Source organism: Pseudomonas sp. AC242, from assembly GCF_979258655.1.
The window spans coordinates 4,017,748-4,037,513 of record NZ_OZ409873.1; the positions used below are offsets into that span (position 1 = coordinate 4,017,748).

Below are 19,766 nucleotides of genomic sequence, written 5' to 3' on the forward strand. Positions count from 1 at the left end.
TCTATATACCAATGGTTTGTACTTTGGACAGGGCAACGGTGCCCTTGCCGGACAGGTTGAGCATCAGCTCGCCGCCGGTCTGGCTGATCGTCACGCTGGTGACGGTGGCCGGCAGGTAGGTCGCCATATCGGTCGAGGTACCATTGATCGATGCGTTGGCCTTGACGGTATAGGTACCGGTCTTGACCAGATTGCCGTCCTTATCCTTGCCGTCCCAAGTGAAGCTCGCGGCGCCTGCGGCGCGACTGCCCAGATCGATGGTGCGAACCACCGCGCCGCTGCTGTCGGTGATGCTCACGGTGCCGCCGGCAATCGACGACGGAACGGTGACCGAACCGGTCATGCCTTTGCTCGGATCGTCGAGCTGAACCGAGTTGGTCTGCACGATCACATTGCGACCCACCAGCGACGAAGCCTGCAAGGCTTGCGAGGAGTTGTAGTTGCCGGCCAGCGAACTGACCGTGCTGTTCAGCGTGGTGATGCCTTCCAGGCTGCTGAACTGCGCCAACTGCGCAACGAAGGCGCTGTTGTCCTGCGGATCAAGCGGGTTCTGGTTTTTCAGCTGGGTGACCAGCAATTGCAGGAACGCGTCCTTGCCCAGGGCCTGGCCGCCGGTGGCGCTGTTAGTGGCCGAAGCAATGCCACCGGTGGTCGAACTGGTCTTTTTCGACGAGTTCGCCAGGATGTCATTCATGCTCAAGCTGCTGGTGGTATCGGAAACACTCATGGCCGTCGCCCCTTATTACTGACCGAGGGTCAGTACTTTCTGCATCATGGTTTTGGCGGTGTTCATCATTTCGGCGTTGGTCTGGAAGGACCGGCTCGCGGAAATCATGTCAGCCATTTCTTCCACCACGTTGACGTTCGGGTAGTAGACGTAGCCTTTGGCGTCGGCTGCCGGATGATTCGGCTCGTAGCGCGCTTCGAGGTTGCTCTGGTCTTCGACCACGCCGAGCACCTGTACGCCTTGACCGGCCGCGTCCTGGCTCTGGAACAGCGAGTTGCTGCCGCTGTTCTGGCCGCCCTGGAACATGGTGGCGAACACCGGGTGACGGGCGCGATAGGTCTGATCGATGCTCGAGGAGACGGTTTCGGCGTTGGCGATGTTCGAGGCCACGGTGTTCAGACGCGTGGTCTGTGCGCTCATGCCGCTGCCGGCAATGTTGAAAACGCTGGACAGGGACATGGATTACTCTCCGCGCAGGGCTGACACCAGCCCTTTGAATTTGCTGTTGAGCAGGGTGAAGCTGGCCTGGAAGCCGACGGCGTTTTCCGCGTAGTTCGACTGTTCCAGTTGGGCGTCCACGGTGTTCTGGTCGATCGACGGTTGCATCGGCGTGCGATACATCAGCGATTCGTCGCCGTTGCCCAGGCCTTCAGCTTCGATGTGACGGCTGTTGGTCATGTTCAGGGCGATGGTGCCGTTCGCATTTTTCTGGGTCTGTGCTTCAAGCACTTTGGAGAAGTCCAGATCCCGCGCCTTGTAGTTCGGGGTATCGGCGTTGGCGATGTTGTTGGCCAGCACTTCGGCACGCTGGGCGCGGAAGCCCAATGCCTTTTCGTGAATGCCGAGCGCTTTATCGAAGCTGATGCTCATGTCGGGAACCTTCAGGTGACCGGTTTTTCGTAACTGAGCTTTAGCAAGCGCCGTGCCAAACCACAAAACCCACATAAACCGGGGCTTTGCCGGGAGTCGGCAAAGCGGCAATGCCAGAAAAGCGGCAACCGGTTTCCGCCGGATGCCGCTTTTCTGCCGCTTCTTCCTGTTAACACCTCCCCCTGTAGGAGCTGCCGAAGGCTCGGGCCGCGATCGGACGATCTTTTGATCTTGTTCTTAAAAAACAAAATCAAAAGATCGCAGCCTTCGGCAGCTCCTACGTGAAGCATGCGGCAAAAAAAAGGAGCCCTTGAGGGCTCCCTTTTTTCCGCATGCTTCACTTCGCCTGGTAAATGATCCCCGGGCTGCACTGCACCATCTGGTAATGGTCCGGCAAACCGTTCAGCGCTTCGGAAGCGCCAAGGAACAGATAACCACCCGGCTTCAACGTGCTGTGAATGCGCAACAGAATGTCTTTCTTCACTTCGGCAGAGAAGTAGATCAACACGTTGCGGCAGAACACGATGTCGAACTTGCCCAGCGCGGCATAGCTGTCGAGCAGGTTGAACGAGCGGAACTCCACGCGGTTCTTGATCGGCGCCTTGATTACCCAGCGCCCCGGCCCTTTCGGGTCGAAGTAACGCTGCAGACGTTCCGGCGACAAACCGCGACCGATGGCCAGGCTGTCGTACTCGCCAGTCTTGCAGTTGGTCAGCATGAGGCCGGACAGGTCGGTCGCAACAATCTGCACGCCCATCTTCAACTGGCCAAGGTTGGACCGCTCGAACTCGTCGATCGACATCGACAGCGAGTACGGTTCCTGACCCGACGAGCACGCTGCCGACCAGATCCGCAGACGCTGGTTGGGGCTGGCCTTGATTGCTTCAGGCAGCACCTTGTTCTTCAAGACTTCAAACGGATAGGTGTCACGAAACCACAGGGTTTCGTTAGTCGTCATGGCATCGACCACTTGCTCGCGCAAACCGCTGCGCGGCTGGGTCTGGATGCGCTGAACCAGCTCACCCAGGGATTTGATGCCTTGCTGCTCCATCAGTTTGTTGAGACGGCTCGAGACCAGGTACTGCTTGTTTTCACCGAGCAGAATGCCACAGGCTTTTTCCAGGAAGACCCGGAACTGTTCGAAATCCAAATTACCCGTAGACAATGATGCCGCCTCTTAAATCGTGTTGACCGCCAGGGACAAAACGCCCCTAGCTGATATCTGCTGCTTTGATCCGGTCGACTACCCGGGATGCGAGGTCATCAGGGCGGAATTTGGCCAAAAAGTCATCGGCACCGACTTTCTTGACCATCGCCTGATTGAATACCCCCGACAACGAAGTATGCAGGATGATATGAAGCTTTTGCATGCGTGCGTCGCCGCGGATTTCCGCCGTCAGGGTGTACCCGTCCATCTCCGGCATCTCGATGTCGGAAATCATCATCAGGAACTCTTCTTCCGGCTTCTTGCCCTCATCGACCAGCTTGCGCAGGTAATCCAGCGCCTGCTTGCCGTCGTTCAGCGCCACCACTTCGACACCGATGGTCTGCAGACAACGCGTGACCTGCTTGCGCGCCACCGACGAGTCATCGACCGTCAAGACACGCAACGACAGTGCTTTGGTCTGGGTCTCGACATCGACCACGCCCACCGAAATCGCTTCCGGTGTCGGCGCAACTTCCGCCAGCACTTTCTCGACGTCGATGATTTCGACTAACTGATTGTCCACCCGAGTCACAGCGGTCAAGTAATGATCGCGACCCGTGCCCTTGGGTGGTGGATGAATCTCTTCCCAGTTCATGTTGACGATGCGCTCCACCGAGCGGACCAGGAAACCCTGGGTCTTGGTGTTGTACTCCGTGATGATCACGAACGGGTTGTTCTTGTCTTTCAACGCTCCGGAACCGGTGGCCATTGCCAGATCAAGGATCGGAATGGTCGCCCCCCGGATATTTGCCACCCCGCACACGACAGGACTGGACTTGGGCATCAACGTCAGCGACGGGCACTGCAACACTTCCCGCACCTTGAACACGTTGATTCCATAGAGCTGCTGACCGTCGAGACGGAACAACAACAGCTCCAGGCGATTCTGCCCTACCAGTTGCGTGCGCTGGTTCACCGAATCCATTACACCAGCCATGCCCAGACTCCTACACCAACGCCAAGTGTTGTTGCGACGCACATTCATTGCTAAACGGCACGGCGCTTGCTTTTTAACTCGTATGAACGCTCAAACGACATTTTTCCGACGCCTGACATCACCTCTTCGCAGAGGGCTTTGTGTCGCGTGCGCCATTTGCTGCTCTTTTGCTGGCAGCCCTGCCATTGCTGATGCGGTTACCTTGCCTGACATGCTTATCGGCGTCACTCAGGGCTTTCTTGAATTCACCGTAGAAGACTATCTGGCTACCAGTCAAACGGAAGGCCGCTATGAAATCGAAGTCAACAAGCTCGACCCGCGTATGCGCATGCCTATGTGCGACAAGGAATTGACAGCGACTCTGGAGAGCCCGGCACGTCCGTTGGGCCGGGTTACCGTGAAGGTCCGCTGTGAGGGCGCCTCGCCCTGGACCGTGTTCGTGCCCGCTCAAGTCCGCCTGTTTCGCGAGATTGTGACCACCACGCGGCCGCTGAAACGCGCAGGGATTATCGAGCCACAGGACGTGACCCTGCGAGAGCGCGACGTGAGCACGATCAACCAAGGCTTTCTGACCTCGGTAGACGAAGCGATCGGGCAGAAATTGACCCGACCAACGGTAGCCGATCAGGTCATTACCCTGGTTCATCTGGAACAGGCCGAAGTCATTCGCAAGGGCGATCAAGTGGTCATCACTGCGCGCAGCGGCACGCTCGCCGTGCGCATGCCCGGTGAAGCGCTGGCCAATGGCGGTTTGAAAGAACAGATCCGGGTGAAAAACCTCAACTCGCAACGGGTCATCAAGGCGCAAGTCACCGCGCCGGGCCAAGTGGAAGTGGCGATGTAGAAAACTGGCGCTAGCCCCGGCTGTTCCCTAAACTGTGCCGCAGCAGGACACGCGCCGGCGCATGCAAGGCTCATTGTAAATGTGCCTAAAGTTTTCCAGGGGATGGCCGAAAACATGGCAAGCGTCCAAATTCCCAGAGGTTTTTTATCATGGTCATCGATTTCAGCCGTTTGAACAGCTCCTCGTCACTTACGGGCAGTACACGTACCAGCAACGCCAAGGAAACCGCCGAAACCGGCACCTCCGCGCCGCTGAATACCCAGGCCGAAACGGCCAGTACCGCAAAAAGCGGGGAATCGGTACACCTCAGTAATGAGGCTCAACAGTTGCAGAAGGTCACTGACAAGCTGCGCGATCAACCTGCTGTCGACAAAGCCCGTGTGGCCGAGTTGAAAGCCGCGATTGCCGATGGCAGCTATAAAGTCGACAGCAACCGTGTAGCCAGCAAACTGCTCAACTTCGAAGCCCAGCGCTAGGCCTTTGCCGGCGCGAGGCTTTTGGACGCTTAATACCCAAGGCCAGCCATGCACGACACTAATTTATTGCAACTGATCAACGACGACTTTGCTCCAGCTCAACAATTGCTGGAGTTGCTGCAAACCGAATCTCTCGCGTTGCACGGTCGCGACATGCCACTGCTGGAAGAAATTCTGGCGCACAAACAGGCATTGATCATTCTGCTTGAACAGCATGGCCGCAAACGCAGCGAAATCCTCGCCAGCCTCAACCTGCCGACTGATCGTACAGGCCTTGTGCAACTGGCCAGCCAGTCGAGCATTGGCGAGCAGCTGTTGACGCAAGGCGATGCATTGACCGATCTGATCGCTCAATGCCAGGCCGCCAACGTCAAGAATGGCCAGTCCATTCAGATCCAGCAGGCCGCCACGGCCAATCAGCTGAAGATCCTCACCGGCGGTGAAGCGCCAGCGCTTTATAACGCCAGTGGCACCTTTGCCAAACCCGCCATACCGCGTCCGCTCAGCCAGGCATGAGCCGTTGATGCGCCAGCTCTATCAACCCGCGGAACATGCTGGCAAAATCGCTGGCTAGTCGTCATATTTTGTCTGGAGATTGATTAACCGTGTCCAACGCCCTCAGCGCGGATGATGCTCCGCAGCCCCCTAAGGTGCTCACCACGCCACTGGAAATCTCCAGCAACCTGCGCCAACTGCAAGAAAGCCACGATCCGCTGATCATTACCTTTCATGAGCGCAGCCAGCGCTTCCAGAGCTATCTGATCAAAGTCGACCGCGACAGCGCTTCGATCGCGCTGGACGAGATGATCCCGCGTGACGGCGAACGCTTCCTGCTGGCCGGCGAGCCGTTCAAGGTCGAAGGCTTTCATGACGGTGTGCGCATTGCCTGGGAATGCACCGGCACGTTGAATATCGAGGAATCCGACGGTGATCGCTTCTACACCGGCGAGCTACCGACCGAAGTGGTTTACCACCAGCGCCGCAATGCTTTCCGCGCCGCACTGAAACTGACTGATCTGGTCAGCGTTGAATTGGGCGGTGAAAAGCTCAAGGCGCCGATCAACGGCAAACTGCTGGATATCTCCGCGACCGGCTGCAAGCTGCGTTTCGAAGGCGATATCACTGATCGCCTGCAACTGGGCCAGGTCTATGACCGCCTGATTGCCCCGCCGCTGTTCGGCAACCAGCCGACCTCCGTTGAACTGCGTTATCTGCACTTCGAAGAAAAACTCAACATCACCTTCGCCGGCCTGCGTTTCCACAACATCAGTGGTCAGGCCGCGCGCAACGTTGAGCGTTTTGTGTATCAGCTGCAACGTGAGGCACGCCGTTTCGACAAAGACGATCTCTGATTCGTCCGGCCAATAAAAAGGGCAGCCCAGGGCTGCCCTTTTTTATGCGCCATGCGTTTTGTTCAGTTCAAGGTCTGCCGCCACTGAGATCCGGAGCAGGCTTGTCACTGCCACTATCAGGCTCCGCTTCTGCTGCAAGCTCTGGCTGCGCATCGGCTTCAGGCTCAGGCTCAGGCTCAGGCGTTGTCGGCGCCTGCAAAGGGTCCTGCACCATCTGCTCCTGCACCACCTGCTCGTCTACTCGAGGGTCGAGGGCCGCCACCAGCGGCGAGCTGGACATACTGTCGGGCATGGCCACGTGATGCAGCGGCGCGTCGTCGACCTGATGCAGATTGGTCACGGCTTTCGGCCGGATCCGCCACACCAGCACCAGCGCGAAAAAGCTGAAGAACGCATACAGGCTCTGACTGCCGAACAGTTTCATCAGCACGCCCGCCAGCAACGGTCCGATGCTCGCACCAACACCGTAAGTCACCAACAGCATCGCCGTCAGCGACACCCGCCGATCACCTTCCACATGGTCATTGGAGAACGCCACCGCCAGCGGATACAGGCAGAACTGCACCAGTGAGCACAGGAAGCCAACCCCGAACAGCACCTCCAGCGGCACCTGCGGCAGCACCGCCAACGGCAACGCCGCCACCGCCAGGAACCCGGCAAAGCAGCGAATCAGCAGCGCCCGGTCATAACGATCGGACAACCAGCCCAACGGCCACTGCACCAACAAACCAGCAAAAATGCAGCTACCCATGAACAGACCGACTTGCTCGGTCGACAGGCCTTGTTGCGAGGCATACAGCGGCGCCAGACCATAGAACGAACCGATGATCAAACCGGCACCCAGGACCGTACTCAACGACTGCGGCACGCGCTTGATAAAGAAGCGCGGTTCCATCGGTGCCGGATGCAGGGGCGCCGGGTGAATCCGCCGAGTCAACGTCACCGGTACCAGACACAGCGCAAAGCACAGCGCGACCAGCATCAGCAGTTCCAGGCCCAAGCCCGGATGCATGACCAGAATCAGTTGACCGAGCACCAGGCCCAGGTACGAAGCGATCATGTAACCGCTGAACACCAGACCTCGCTGATTGGCATCCGCCTGCTCGTTGAGCCAGCTCTCGATCACCATGTACTGGCACATCATGCCCAGACCGACGATGGTCCGCAGCACCAGCCACGCCGGCAGCCAATCGACCAGCCCATGGCCCAGCACCGCCGCCCCGACAATCCCGGCACACGCAGAATAAGCGCGGATATGCCCGACCCGGGCAATCAGTCGGTGACCGATCTTGCCGCCCAGCACCAGACCGAAATAGTTGGCCGCCATCAGCGCACCGACCCACAGCCCATCGACATTGTCAGCGGCCAGACGCAAGGCCAGATAAGTGGATAGAAGGCCCGAGCCGATCAACATCATCAGCGAGGCGAAATACAACGCTCGAAAGGATTTCCAGATTTGGCGCATCGGCGTTCCGAGCGGCTCCTTGCAGTAAAGACCGGACTATCAAAACGATAGCCCGGTGGCGACAGTTCGTCAGGCCTGGGCTGCTAGAACACGCCGTTCCCAGGGAGTGATTTCATCAAAGAAGCTGGTCAACTCCATGGTCTTCGAAGCGATGTAGCCTTCGATGAACTCCTGTCCGAACAGTTCCCTCGCCAATTGGCTACGTTTCAGACGTTCGAGTGCGGCATGCAAAGTACACGGCAGCGAGAGATTATCCGGCACCTCGAACTCGCCCTGAATGGCTTCGCTCGGTTCCAGCTCGTGCTCGATACCATGCAAACCGGCAGCCAGACTGGCGGCGATCGCCAGATACGGATTGGCATCGGCTCCCGGCAAACGATTTTCCACCCGACGAGCGACCGCCGCACTCGCCGGAATCCGCAGGCCGGCCGCACGGTTGTCGTGGGACCAGCACGCGTTGTTCGGCGATGCATAGGGATGGCAAAGGCGCTGATAGGAATTCACATTGGGTGCAAACAGTGCGGTGAAATCGGCCATGCCCGCCTGTTGACCGCCGATGAAGTGGCGGAACATCGCGGTCGGTTCACCGTGCGCATCACTGAAGACATTCTTGCCGCTGGCGATCTCGACGATGCTCTGATGAATGTGCATCGAACTGCCCGGCGTGTGGGCCAGCGGTTTGGCCATGCAGACCACGGTCAGGCCATGCTTGAGCGCGACTTCCTTGAGCAGGTGCTTGAACAGGAACGTCTGGTCGGCGAGTAACAGCGGATCGCCGTGCAGCAGATTGATCTCGAACTGGCTGACGCCCATCTCGTGCATGAAGGTATCGCGCGGCAGACCGAGGGCGGCCATGCATTTATAGACTTCGTTGAAGAATGGCCGCAGACCGTTATTGGAGCTGATGCTGAACGCGGATTGGCCATCCTCGCGGCGACCGTCGAGACCGACGGGAGGCCGGAATGGTTGGGTCGGATCGGTGTTCGGCGCGAAGACAAAGAATTCCAGCTCGGTCGCCACCACCGGCGCCAGGCCGCGCTCGGCGTAACGGGCAATGACTTTTTTCAACTGGCCACGGGTCGACAGATTGGAGCTTTCGCCGGTCAGTTCATCGGCGTCGCAAATAGCCAGGGCTCGCGGGTCGTCGCTCCATGGCAAACGATGGATCTGGGTCGGCTCGGCGACCAGCGCCAAGTCTCCGTCATCGCTGCCATAAAAACGCGCTGCCGGGTAACCGCCCATGATGCATTGCAGCAGCACTCCCCGCGCCAGCTGCAAACGCCGCCCTTCGAGGAAACCCTCGGCGGTCATCACTTTACCCCGTGGTACGCCGTTCAAATCCGGCGTGACACATTCAATCTCATCAATGCCCGTCAATCGCTGCGCGAGTGAACGCTGGCCATCGGTTGTCATGACGCAATCCTTGTTATTGTGCGAGCCGCGAACGGCGACCCGTACAAAATAGGCTTCGGCTGTTCGGAATATCAAGCAGCGTCAAACAAAAAAACAGACAACGCGAATGCTCCCTTCGGCAGCACCTGCAAGGGGATTTGCGTTCAGGGTAGGTAGAGGCTGAAGACGCCGCCGCCCAATGGCCCGCCATTGCGGATTTCGGTGCGACCTTCGACACCGTTGCGCTGATGCAGCGCCGCGATGCGATTGGCGAAATACAACCCGAGGCCGGTGCTGCCGCTGCTGTGGTTGATGCCTTGCACATAATCGGCCTGACGCTCGAGCATCTCGACCGGGTAACCGTGGCCGTCGTCGTTGATGCTCAGCACCAGTTGCCCGGCCTCGTCGCTGACGGTAATCAGCAGGGATTCCCGGGCATAACGAATCGCATTGTTGATGCAGTTACCCAGCACCGAGGCAACCAGTTCGCGGTCGAAGAAACCCAACGGGCTTAGCGGGTCGACTTCATAGGTGGCGATAATGCCGCGACTGGCAAACACCTCTTGATGCGCCGCCAGTTGTGCCTCGATGAAGTCGTCCAGTTCGTGATACGCCGGTTGCAGCGGCATCTGGTTGACGCCGAGCTTATACAGCCCGAGCAACTGCACCAGCATGCCATTGAGGTGGGCGAACTCGAAGTCGATCACACCCTGCTCCGAGCCTTGGCGCTGCGCCTCAGGCAAGCGCGCCAGCCATTGGCTATGGGCCTGCATGAGCATGGCCAGCGAGTTCTTCATGTCGTGGACGGTGGAGGCGATCACCGTGGAAAAATCCAGAGCCTGCTCGTCTTGGTTCATTCGCCAAACGCCTTGCTTTTCAGCTTCTGATAACGCGCAAAACGCGCGTCGGTGTCGGGCATCAGGCCGACCATTTTCAGGCAGGCCCGACATTCTTCCAGCTCCGCCGACGGCACACTGGTGTCGGTGCCGTGGAGCAGCGACTGGGCCATGTTCAGGGCGATACTGATGTTCTTCGGTTGCATCTTCAGCGCCTTGCGGAAGACCTCGCGGGCCTCCACCAGATTACCGGTCTTGTACACTCGCACGCCCTGACGATTGAGGTCGGCAGCAGCGTTACTGGAGTTGAGAATAGTCGGGTCATCGGTCAGCTTGGCGATGTCTTTCATTACCGCCGGGTCGTCACCGTAGATCTCCGCACAGCTTTTGAGCATCGAGGTGCCCGCCTCGGCCTGACCGAGCATCTGCAATTGCTTGGCGACCAGCAGCGCCGCTTCCGGACTCATGAACTGCTCCATGCCGTCGAGACGCATCAGCGCTTGCTCGGTGAGTTTGTCGGCGGTTTCGGCATCGTTGAGGAGCAGGCTGGTGGCTTTCATCAGACGTGCACGAATCTGCAGGCCCGGATCGGTCGGGTTTTCTTTGGCCACGGCGCTGAGGGTGGTGTTGATCTCAAGACGCGTGCGCGTGTCGAGACCGCGCTCGCTGCCCTTGCTGATCAACGCGTGAGCGAGACCTAGGTTACTTTCCGGGTCCTTGAACCGCGATTGCGCACCTTGCGACACTGCCTGACGATAAGCACGCGAAGCGGTGTCGAAATCCTCGTTGGCCATCGCCAGTTTGCCCAGCAATGCCTGTCGGCGCACCGCCAATGGCGAAAGACGAATGGCCTCTTCGAGCACCTGCTGCGCGCCTTTGGTATCGCCCTCCGATACCAGCACATCGGCCATACCGTCATACAGCGACGGCATCATCGGGAACACCTTGAGCGCTTTCTCATAAACGCCTTTAGCCTGTGCGACCTGACCTCGCTTGAACAGCAACTTGCCCAATCCGGCAAATGCCCACGGCAATGGGCGGTCAGCAATGATGCTGTCGTAGAGGCGCTCCAGCGCTTCGTTCTGGTTCAGGTCGCGCAGCGCATCAGCGCGGTAGCGCAGGCACAGTGGCGAATAACGGATGTCCTGCTTACACAAGGCGATACAAGCGTTTAGCACCTCGACCGGTTTGCCACGGTCGAGGGCCTGCAGAATCGGTTTGAGCAACGTCTTGCGCTGCTCCAGACGCTCCAGGCGCTGGGCGAGGCCGGAACGGTTGAACGGTTTGGTCAGGTACGCATCCGGCTCGTGCTCCAGGGCACTGAGTACCATCGCCTGGCTGGTTTCGGCGGTGACCATGACAAACACCGCTTCATGGCTGATGAGCTTTTCCAGCATCAGGTCTTCGAGTACCTGCTGGCCGTTTTTCTTACCGTCGCCAAGATGGAAATCCTGCAGAATGAAATCGTAAGACTTCTGCGCGCACATCTTCAGCGCCTGCTCACCGGTGTCGGCGGTATCGACGTCCTTGACCCCGAGCTCACGCAACATCGAACGAACGGAACTGCGGAAATCGGAGAAATCATCGACGATCAGAAAACTCTTTTGGTGATACGACAGCATCGAAGATTTCCAGGCAATTGAAGTGAGGGCAATTTCAGGCGCGCAGATGATAGCTGGCGGCCAAATGCTATCAAGTGATTTCGCGCGACTTTGAAGTCACCGAATGGGTTATCGGCCAGAAGTGCGGTTCCCTGAAGCGGATGCTTCAAGATTCCTCACCCAGCCTTTACCCTGCGCACTAGGACACCCTCCCACTACAAGGCTTAGATCGTGTACATCAAAGGACGCTACATCGCTTCCGCCTGCGCTCTGCTGTTTGTTCAGCAGGCAATGGCGGCTGGAATGGATTGCACAAAAGCGGCGAATGCCGTCGAAAACACTGTTTGCGCGAACAATCAGTTGTATGAACTGGATGCGCAGATGGGTGTGGTTTATCGGGATTTATTCAAAGCCTCTGCTCCCGCACAAGCTGAACTCAAGCGCACTCAAAGGCTGTGGTTAAAAGCCCGCAATGAATGCGCCGAAGACGTTTCGTGCCTGAGCCAGCACTATCAAGAGCGCCTGCAAGCGTTACGCGCGCAGTGGCAGGCAGCGGTTGCCTATCAACCGGATGACCTCGATGAACAGGCGCTGGACGATCTGCAAAAACGCATTCAAGCCGCCAGTAAAGATGATCCCGAATTTGCGCTGGACCGGGCACTCGCCGCGCTCGCCGTCAAAACGACTGCCGTCGGTTTTCATGGCGATGCCAATGAAGATGACTCTTCGATAACGTACTTTCCGACAGCGCAGCCCAAAGGCGTTACTGCCAATGAATGGCGAGCGTTGACCGCTTCGCGGATCACTGACGCTGCCGAAACCGGCCTGACCTCTTACACCTTGCAGGATCTGGATGGCGACGGGCAGCGTGATCTAATTGTGAATACCTACGCCGGGGGCACCGGTCTGTTCACCTATGTGGAAACCTGGCGTCGCGACGGAGAACGGTTCGTCAAACGTTCTGTTGAGCCTGAAAGTTCGCTGTTCTACACCAATGATCGCGGCGCCAATCAGTCAGTGGACTGGATAAGCCTGCGTGGCAAAACTTACGCGGCTTATCGAAACAGCGAGTACGGCGCTGATCGGATCTACTTGCTCAACCCGCTGAAAATCAACGTCCAGGTGCCTACGATGACGATCCGTTATCGCTACGACCTCGAAGTGCCCGTTCTTCAACACAAAGATGACGGCAACAGCACGTTTGAACTCGAACCCGATCTGCACCGAGCGCTCAATCTGGCAGTGGCGAAAGTAAATGAAACCGCCGCTATCCCTTCAAAAGAACCGCTCTGCCCTATTCCGGCTACCGGCGCCGGTGAAAACGATTACTACAGCTTTGGCCCGGCGCATTACAGCATTGAAAAAGTCGCCGACCTGCCGGTCTTCATTGGCAATGATTGTTACATCGGTGCTTTGATCGACTGGTTCGGCAGTTACAGCGAAAAGAATGGTTTGTTCGCGCAACTGGCATTGCGTAAACCGGAAAGCGATGACGGCAGCCGCACATACGAAGTCTACGGTCGCCGACACATAACCGAAGTCAGTACCTCAATGGGTAAAATTGAGCTGAACGAAGGTTAACCGCGCACCCCGTCTAATGTTCACAATCAATGATGTAGTCGCGGCTCGCCGTGGCAATTCGTCGGCTGACGGTACTGCAAAAGCCCCGTCGCAATTTCCATTGCGACGGGGCTTTGAATTTGAACTTCATAGTCTGCCCGAACTTTTATCCCGGATAAACTTTTCTACAGGCAAAACAAAACCCCAACTGCTTTCGCAATTGGGGTTTCGGAATTTAATCTTGACGATGACCTACTCTCACATGGGGAAACCCCACACTACCATCGGCGATGCATCGTTTCACTGCTGAGTTCGGGATGGGATCAGGTGGTTCCAACGCTCTATGGTCGTCAAGAAATTCGGGGTACTGAGTCGTGGCCTGATGGCCTCGCTTCAGCAAATTGGGTATGTGACAGCTGGTGTTTTGTGAGTCTTTCGAACTTTCGGTTCGTTTCGTCTTCACACACCGCAATCTGGTCTCTTCGACGCAAATTGCTTGGGTGTTATATGGTCAAGCCTCACGGGCAATTAGTATTGGTTAGCTCAACGCCTCACAGCGCTTACACACCCAACCTATCAACGTCGTAGTCTTCGACGGCCCTTCAGGGAACTCAAGGTTCCAGTGAGATCTCATCTTGAGGCAAGTTTCCCGCTTAGATGCTTTCAGCGGTTATCTTTCCCGAACATAGCTACCCGGCAATGCCACTGGCGTGACAACCGGAACACCGAGAGGTTCGTCCACTCCGGTCCTCTCGTACTAGGAGCAGCCCCTCTCAAATCTCAAACGTCCACGGCAGATAGGGACCGAACTGTCTCACGACGTTCTAAACCCAGCTCGCGTACCACTTTAAATGGCGAACAGCCATACCCTTGGGACCGGCTTCAGCCCCAGGATGTGATGAGCCGACATCGAGGTGCCAAACACCGCCGTCGATATGAACTCTTGGGCGGTATCAGCCTGTTATCCCCGGAGTACCTTTTATCCGTTGAGCGATGGCCCTTCCATACAGAACCACCGGATCACTAAGACCTACTTTCGTACCTGCTCGACGTGTCTGTCTCGCAGTCAAGCGCGCTTTCGCCTTTATACTCTACGAGCTCAGTTGCCGACCTGCTTGAGCGTGCACCTTCGGTTTCTTCCTCGTTACTCTCTAGGAGGAGACCAGCCCCAGTCGAAACTACCGACGATACACTGTCCTCGATCCGGATAACGGACCTGAGTTAGAACCTCAAAGTTGCCAGGGTGGTATTTCAAGGATGGCTCCACGCGAACTGGCGTCCACGCTTCAAAGCCTCCCACCTATCTCGTACACAAGCAAATTCAAAGTCCAGTGCAAAGCTATAGTAAAGGTTCACGGGGTCTTTCCGTCTAAGCCGCGGATACACTGCATCTTCACAGCGATCTCAATTTCACTGAGTCTCGGGCGGAGACAGCGCCGCCATCGTTACGCCATTCGTGCAGGTCGGAACTTACCCGACGAGCCGAACTTCGCTACCTTAGGACCGTTATAGTTACGGCCGCCGTTTACCGGGGCTTCGATCAAGAGCTTCGCGTTAGCTAACCCCATCAATTAAACCTTCCGGCACCGGGCAGGCGTCACACCCTATACGTCCACTTTCGTGTTTGCAGAGCGCCGTGTTTTTAGTAAACAGTCGCAGCGGCCTGGTATCTTCGACCGGCATGAGCTTACGGTAGCAAGTCCTCTCACCCTCACCGGCGCACCTTCTCCCGAAGTTACGGTGCCATTTTGCCTAGTTCCTTCACCCGAGGTTCTCTCAAGCGCCTTGGCATTCTCTGACCCAACCACCTGTGTCGGTTTGGGGTACGGTTCCTCGTTACCTGAAGCTTAGAAGCTTTTCTTGGAAGCATGGCATCAACCACTTCGTGTTCTAAAAGCAAACACTCGTCATCAGCTCTCGGCCTTAAGATCCCGGATTTACCTAAGATCTCAGCCTATCCACCTTAAACTTGGACAACCAACGCCAAGCTGGCCTAGCCTTCTCCGTCCCTCCATCGCAATAACCAGAAAGTACAGGAATATTAACCTGTTTTCCATCGACTACGCTTTTCAGCCTCGCCTTAGGGACCGACTAACCCTGCGTCGATTAACGTTGCGCAGGAAACCTTGGTCTTTCGGCGTGGGTGTTTTTCACACCCATTGTCGTTACTCATGTCAGCATTCGCACTTCTGATACCTCCAGCAGCTTCTCAACTCACCTTCACAGGCTTACAGAACGCTCCTCTACCGCATCACCCGAAGGTGATACCCGTAGCTTCGGTGTATGGTTTGAGCCCCGTTACATCTTCCGCGCAGGCCGACTCGACTAGTGAGCTATTACGCTTTCTTTAAAGGGTGGCTGCTTCTAAGCCAACCTCCTAGCTGTCTAAGCCTTCCCACATCGCTTCCCACTTAACCATAACTTTGGGACCTTAGCTGACGGTCTGGGTTGTTTCCCTTTTCACGACGGACGTTAGCACCCGCCGTGTGTCTCCCATGCTCGGCACTTGTAGGTATTCGGAGTTTGCATCGGTTTGGTAAGTCGGGATGACCCCCTAGCCGAAACAGTGCTCTACCCCCTACAGTGATACATGAGGCGCTACCTAAATAGCTTTCGAGGAGAACCAGCTATCTCCGAGCTTGATTAGCCTTTCACTCCGATCCACAGGTCATCCGCTAACTTTTCAACGGTAGTCGGTTCGGTCCTCCAGTTAGTGTTACCCAACCTTCAACCTGCCCATGGATAGATCGCCCGGTTTCGGGTCTATTCCCAGCGACTAGACGCCCTATTAAGACTCGCTTTCGCTACGCCTCCCCTATTCGGTTAAGCTCGCCACTGAAAATAAGTCGCTGACCCATTATACAAAAGGTACGCAGTCACCCAACAAAGTGGGCTCCCACTGCTTGTACGCATACGGTTTCAGGATCTATTTCACTCCCCTCTCCGGGGTTCTTTTCGCCTTTCCCTCACGGTACTAGTTCACTATCGGTCAGTCAGTAGTATTTAGCCTTGGAGGATGGTCCCCCCATATTCAGACAAAGTTTCTCGTGCTCCGTCCTACTCGATTTCATGACTAAGAGATTTTCGCGTACAGGGCTATCACCCACTATGGCCGCACTTTCCAGAGCGTTCCGCTAATCTCAAAGCCACTTAAGGGCTAGTCCCCGTTCGCTCGCCACTACTAAGGGAATCTCGGTTGATTTCTTTTCCTCAGGGTACTTAGATGTTTCAGTTCCCCTGGTTCGCCTCTTGCACCTATGTATTCAGTACAAGATAACCATCTTATGATGGCTGGGTTCCCCCATTCAGACATCTCCGGATCAAAGTCTGTTTGCCGACTCCCCGAAGCTTTTCGCAGGCTACCACGTCTTTCATCGCCTCTGACTGCCGAAGGCATCCACCGTATGCGCTTCTTCACTTGACCATATAACCCCAAGCAATCTGGTTATACTGTGAAGACGACATTCGCCGAAAATTCGAATTTCTCAACTAAGAGAACTCACAAATTTTACCTTAGCCTGATCCGTTACCAGTGAAAGTAACGTTCAGTCTATCTTTCTATCACATACCCAAATTTTTAAAGAACGATCTAATCAAAAGACTAGAAATCAATATTCTCAAGGAATACTCATTTCTAAGCTTTCAGAAGCAGTTATATGGTGGAGCCAAGCGGGATCGAACCGCTGACCTCCTGCGTGCAAGGCAGGCGCTCTCCCAGCTGAGCTATGGCCCCGTATTTCTACAGGCGTTTCCCACACAAAATTGGTGGGTCTGGGCAGATTCGAACTGCCGACCTCACCCTTATCAGGGGTGCGCTCTAACCAACTGAGCTACAGACCCAATTTCGAGCTACTAAGGCCGACCTCACCCTGCTCTTAACCACAAAGCATGGGGTACGCTCTAACCAACTCAGCTACAAACCGATACAGGCTGCTTCTTTCGTCTTCTTCAATGAATCAAGCAATTCGTGTGGGAACTTATGGAGCAGCTGATGTCGTCGATTAAGGAGGTGATCCAGCCGCAGGTTCCCCTACGGCTACCTTGTTACGACTTCACCCCAGTCATGAATCACACCGTGGTAACCGTCCTCCCGAAGGTTAGACTAGCTACTTCTGGTGCAACCCACTCCCATGGTGTGACGGGCGGTGTGTACAAGGCCCGGGAACGTATTCACCGTGACATTCTGATTCACGATTACTAGCGATTCCGACTTCACGCAGTCGAGTTGCAGACTGCGATCCGGACTACGATCGGTTTTATGGGATTAGCTCCACCTCGCGGCTTGGCAACCCTTTGTACCGACCATTGTAGCACGTGTGTAGCCCAGGCCGTAAGGGCCATGATGACTTGACGTCATCCCCACCTTCCTCCGGTTTGTCACCGGCAGTCTCCTTAGAGTGCCCACCATAACGTGCTGGTAACTAAGGACAAGGGTTGCGCTCGTTACGGGACTTAACCCAACATCTCACGACACGAGCTGACGACAGCCATGCAGCACCTGTCTCAATGTTCCCGAAGGCACCAATCCATCTCTGGAAAGTTCATTGGATGTCAAGGCCTGGTAAGGTTCTTCGCGTTGCTTCGAATTAAACCACATGCTCCACCGCTTGTGCGGGCCCCCGTCAATTCATTTGAGTTTTAACCTTGCGGCCGTACTCCCCAGGCGGTCAACTTAATGCGTTAGCTGCGCCACTAAGAGCTCAAGGCTCCCAACGGCTAGTTGACATCGTTTACGGCGTGGACTACCAGGGTATCTAATCCTGTTTGCTCCCCACGCTTTCGCACCTCAGTGTCAGTATCAGTCCAGGTGGTCGCCTTCGCCACTGGTGTTCCTTCCTATATCTACGCATTTCACCGCTACACAGGAAATTCCACCACCCTCTACCATACTCTAGCTCGACAGTTTTGAATGCAGTTCCCAGGTTGAGCCCGGGGATTTCACATCCAACTTAACGAACCACCTACGCGCGCTTTACGCCCAGTAATTCCGATTAACGCTTGCACCCTCTGTATTACCGCGGCTGCTGGCACAGAGTTAGCCGGTGCTTATTCTGTCGGTAACGTCAAAACAGCAAAGTATTAATTTACTGCCCTTCCTCCCAACTTAAAGTGCTTTACAATCCGAAGACCTTCTTCACACACGCGGCATGGCTGGATCAGGCTTTCGCCCATTGTCCAATATTCCCCACTGCTGCCTCCCGTAGGAGTCTGGACCGTGTCTCAGTTCCAGTGTGACTGATCATCCTCTCAGACCAGTTACGGATCGTCGCCTTGGTGAGCCATTACCTCACCAACTAGCTAATCCGACCTAGGCTCATCTGATAGCGCAAGGCCCGAAGGTCCCCTGCTTTCTCCCGTAGGACGTATGCGGTATTAGCGTTCCTTTCGAAACGTTGTCCCCCACTACCAGGCAGATTCCTAGGCATTACTCACCCGTCCGCCGCTGAATCCAGGAGCAAGCTCCTCTCATCCGCTCGACTTGCATGTGTTAGGCCTGCCGCCAGCGTTCAATCTGAGCCATGATCAAACTCTTCAGTTCAAACATCTTTGGGTTTTTAAGAAACCCTAAACTTGGCTCAGCAATCGTTGGTTACATCTTTGATTTCTCGCGGAGTAACTTGTGATGCTGATAATCTTGTTGACTATCAGTCTGACTCCACAAGCACCCACACGAATTGCTTGATTCAGTTGTTAAAGAGCGGTTGGTTAAGATCTTTCGTCTCAACCGAGGCGCGCATTCTACAGCAGCCTCATTTGCTGTCAAGTGATTATTTTCAGAAGTTTTCGAAGAATTCTTCAACAACTTCAACCACTTGCGCTTCAGATCTCTCGTCAGCGGGAGGCGAATTCTACAGCGTTACACGCTGCTGTCAACACCTCTTTTTCAACTTCCTTTCGGCTTCGATAAACTGAAGCAACTCACTGCCGAAACCTACATAACTCATTGAATCTCAAGGAGTTTTCCGTTTCGACTGCGCCGGAAGTGGGGCGAATTATAGACATCTGAAATCTGTCGTCAAGCGTTAATTGCGCTTTTCTATCGAAGCAAGGAAAAGCCTTCTATATAGAGGCGCTCACCTAAGCCTTACCTGGAATCAAGCCTTCAGCCAGAAAGCATAGGCAAACCCACCCTGGCTCGTAGCAAAGCTTGAGCACGAGGTCAGCGAATATCAAAGGAGAGGAGTTTCAACAAATAGATGGTGTCCCAGGGCAGGTTCGAACTGCCAACCTTCCCCTTCAGGAGGGGGATGCTCTATCCAATTGAGCTACTGGGACACACGCTTGTCGCAGCAGACGCTGCATGACGGACGGCGTGCATGTTAACCACCGCACCCGGATTTGTCATGTCGTCCGTAGGGCTTTTTAAGTGTAGGTAGCCGCCCTGCCATATCGCGGGAAGAATTACCGTGCATTTTGCACCCCTCCCTAACGCCTTCATTGCAGATTGCAATCCAAGCAAGCCGAAAAAGCCTCTCAAATGCTTGTTTTTAAAGGACTT

14 protein-coding genes, 3 tRNA genes and 3 rRNA genes are annotated in these 19,766 nt (G+C 55.8%); 5 read left to right on the forward strand and 15 right to left on the reverse strand.

The genetic code is table 11. The features are described 5' to 3' along the window. Nucleotide 1: 1 nt before the first annotated feature. The 5 genes from flgD to ACZZ0A_RS18030 all read right to left on the reverse strand — a co-directional run bounded on the left by flgD (nt 2) and on the right by ACZZ0A_RS18030 (nt 3,741). The gene (gene flgD / locus ACZZ0A_RS18010; protein WP_007917578.1) at nt 2-727 is read right to left on the reverse strand and encodes a flagellar hook assembly protein FlgD; all 726 of its coding nucleotides are present in this window, start codon (nt 725-727) and stop codon (nt 2-4) included. Nucleotides 728-742: 15 nt separating this feature from the next. Next, on the reverse strand, nt 743-1,186 hold the full coding sequence (flgC, locus tag ACZZ0A_RS18015; RefSeq protein WP_003227217.1) for a flagellar basal body rod protein FlgC: 444 nt from the start codon (nt 1,184-1,186) through the stop codon (nt 743-745). A 3-nt stretch (nt 1,187-1,189) separates the two neighbouring features. After that, nucleotides 1,190-1,597, reverse strand: coding sequence for a flagellar basal body rod protein FlgB (flgB, locus tag ACZZ0A_RS18020; RefSeq protein ID WP_007917581.1), 408 nt, complete (start codon nt 1,595-1,597; stop codon nt 1,190-1,192). A gap of 337 nt (nt 1,598-1,934) precedes the next feature. Continuing rightward, a complete protein-coding gene (gene cheR, locus ACZZ0A_RS18025; protein WP_007917583.1) occupies nt 1,935-2,762 on the reverse strand; it encodes a protein-glutamate O-methyltransferase CheR in 828 nt (275 codons plus the stop codon). A gap of 46 nt (nt 2,763-2,808) precedes the next feature. Continuing rightward, nucleotides 2,809-3,741 carry a chemotaxis protein CheV gene (locus ACZZ0A_RS18030; RefSeq protein WP_007917585.1) on the reverse strand — a complete coding sequence of 311 codons (933 nt, stop codon included), beginning with the start codon at nt 3,739-3,741 and terminating at the stop codon, nt 2,809-2,811. 82 nt (nt 3,742-3,823) lie between these two features. Here ACZZ0A_RS18030 and flgA point away from each other — a divergent pair, with 82 nt between their 5' ends. The 4 genes from flgA (at nt 3,824) to ACZZ0A_RS18050 (ending at nt 6,413) form a co-directional block, all read left to right on the forward strand. Continuing rightward, nucleotides 3,824-4,585, forward strand: coding sequence for a flagellar basal body P-ring formation chaperone FlgA (flgA, locus tag ACZZ0A_RS18035; protein WP_463544102.1), 762 nt, complete (start codon nt 3,824-3,826; stop codon nt 4,583-4,585). Between the two features lie 149 nt (nt 4,586-4,734). Next, on the forward strand, nt 4,735-5,061 hold the full coding sequence (flgM, locus tag ACZZ0A_RS18040; RefSeq protein WP_123376398.1) for a flagellar biosynthesis anti-sigma factor FlgM: 327 nt from the start codon (nt 4,735-4,737) through the stop codon (nt 5,059-5,061). 48 nt (nt 5,062-5,109) lie between these two features. Then, complete coding sequence (locus ACZZ0A_RS18045) at nt 5,110-5,577, forward strand: flagella synthesis protein FlgN (protein WP_007917598.1); 468 nt, start codon at nt 5,110-5,112, stop codon at nt 5,575-5,577. Between the two features lie 89 nt (nt 5,578-5,666). After that, nucleotides 5,667-6,413, forward strand: a complete 747-nt coding sequence (locus ACZZ0A_RS18050) for a flagellar brake protein (protein WP_007917600.1) — start codon at nt 5,667-5,669, stop codon at nt 6,411-6,413. 67 nt (nt 6,414-6,480) lie between these two features. Here ACZZ0A_RS18050 and ACZZ0A_RS18055 read toward each other — a convergent pair whose 3' ends face one another. The 4 genes from ACZZ0A_RS18055 to ACZZ0A_RS18070 all read right to left on the reverse strand — a co-directional run bounded on the left by ACZZ0A_RS18055 (nt 6,481) and on the right by ACZZ0A_RS18070 (nt 11,728). Next, nucleotides 6,481-7,878, reverse strand: a complete 1,398-nt coding sequence (locus ACZZ0A_RS18055; RefSeq protein WP_095114526.1) for an MFS transporter — start codon at nt 7,876-7,878, stop codon at nt 6,481-6,483. A gap of 69 nt (nt 7,879-7,947) precedes the next feature. Continuing rightward, nucleotides 7,948-9,189 (reverse strand): glutamine synthetase family protein, encoded by a 1,242-nt coding sequence (locus tag ACZZ0A_RS18060; RefSeq protein ID WP_463544103.1) that lies wholly within the window; start codon nt 9,187-9,189, stop codon nt 7,948-7,950. Between the two features lie 245 nt (nt 9,190-9,434). Then, on the reverse strand, nt 9,435-10,127 hold the full coding sequence (locus tag ACZZ0A_RS18065; RefSeq protein ID WP_463543535.1) for a sensor histidine kinase: 693 nt from the start codon (nt 10,125-10,127) through the stop codon (nt 9,435-9,437). Then, nucleotides 10,124-11,728, reverse strand: coding sequence for a response regulator (locus ACZZ0A_RS18070; RefSeq protein ID WP_414893964.1), 1,605 nt, complete (start codon nt 11,726-11,728; stop codon nt 10,124-10,126). The genes ACZZ0A_RS18065 and ACZZ0A_RS18070 overlap by 4 nt, the downstream gene beginning before the upstream one ends. 282 nt (nt 11,729-12,010) lie before the next feature. On the opposite strand from ACZZ0A_RS18070, the gene ACZZ0A_RS18075 reads away from it, so the two are divergent. Further along, entirely contained in the window at nt 12,011-13,288 is a 1,278-nt protein-coding gene (locus ACZZ0A_RS18075) for a lysozyme inhibitor LprI family protein (RefSeq protein ID WP_414916492.1), read from the forward strand. A gap of 218 nt (nt 13,289-13,506) precedes the next feature. Here ACZZ0A_RS18075 and rrf read toward each other — a convergent pair. The 6 genes from rrf to ACZZ0A_RS18105 all read right to left on the reverse strand — a co-directional run bounded on the left by rrf (nt 13,507) and on the right by ACZZ0A_RS18105 (nt 19,543). Then, a 5S ribosomal RNA gene (gene rrf, locus ACZZ0A_RS18080) occupies nt 13,507-13,622 on the reverse strand. Between the two features lie 152 nt (nt 13,623-13,774). Beyond that, nucleotides 13,775-16,691: ribosomal RNA gene (locus ACZZ0A_RS18085) — 23S ribosomal RNA — on the reverse strand. Nucleotides 16,692-16,924: 233 nt separating this feature from the next. After that, nucleotides 16,925-17,000: transfer RNA gene (locus ACZZ0A_RS18090), tRNA-Ala, on the reverse strand. A gap of 30 nt (nt 17,001-17,030) precedes the next feature. Continuing rightward, nucleotides 17,031-17,107, reverse strand: a tRNA-Ile gene (locus ACZZ0A_RS18095). Nucleotides 17,108-17,269: 162 nt separating this feature from the next. Further along, a 16S ribosomal RNA gene (locus ACZZ0A_RS18100) occupies nt 17,270-18,806 on the reverse strand. The 16S, 23S and 5S rRNA genes sit together here with 2 tRNA genes alongside, the layout of an rRNA operon. Before the next feature lie 659 nt (nt 18,807-19,465). After that, nucleotides 19,466-19,543: transfer RNA gene (locus ACZZ0A_RS18105), tRNA-Arg, on the reverse strand. Between the last annotated feature and the right edge of the window lie 223 nt (nt 19,544-19,766).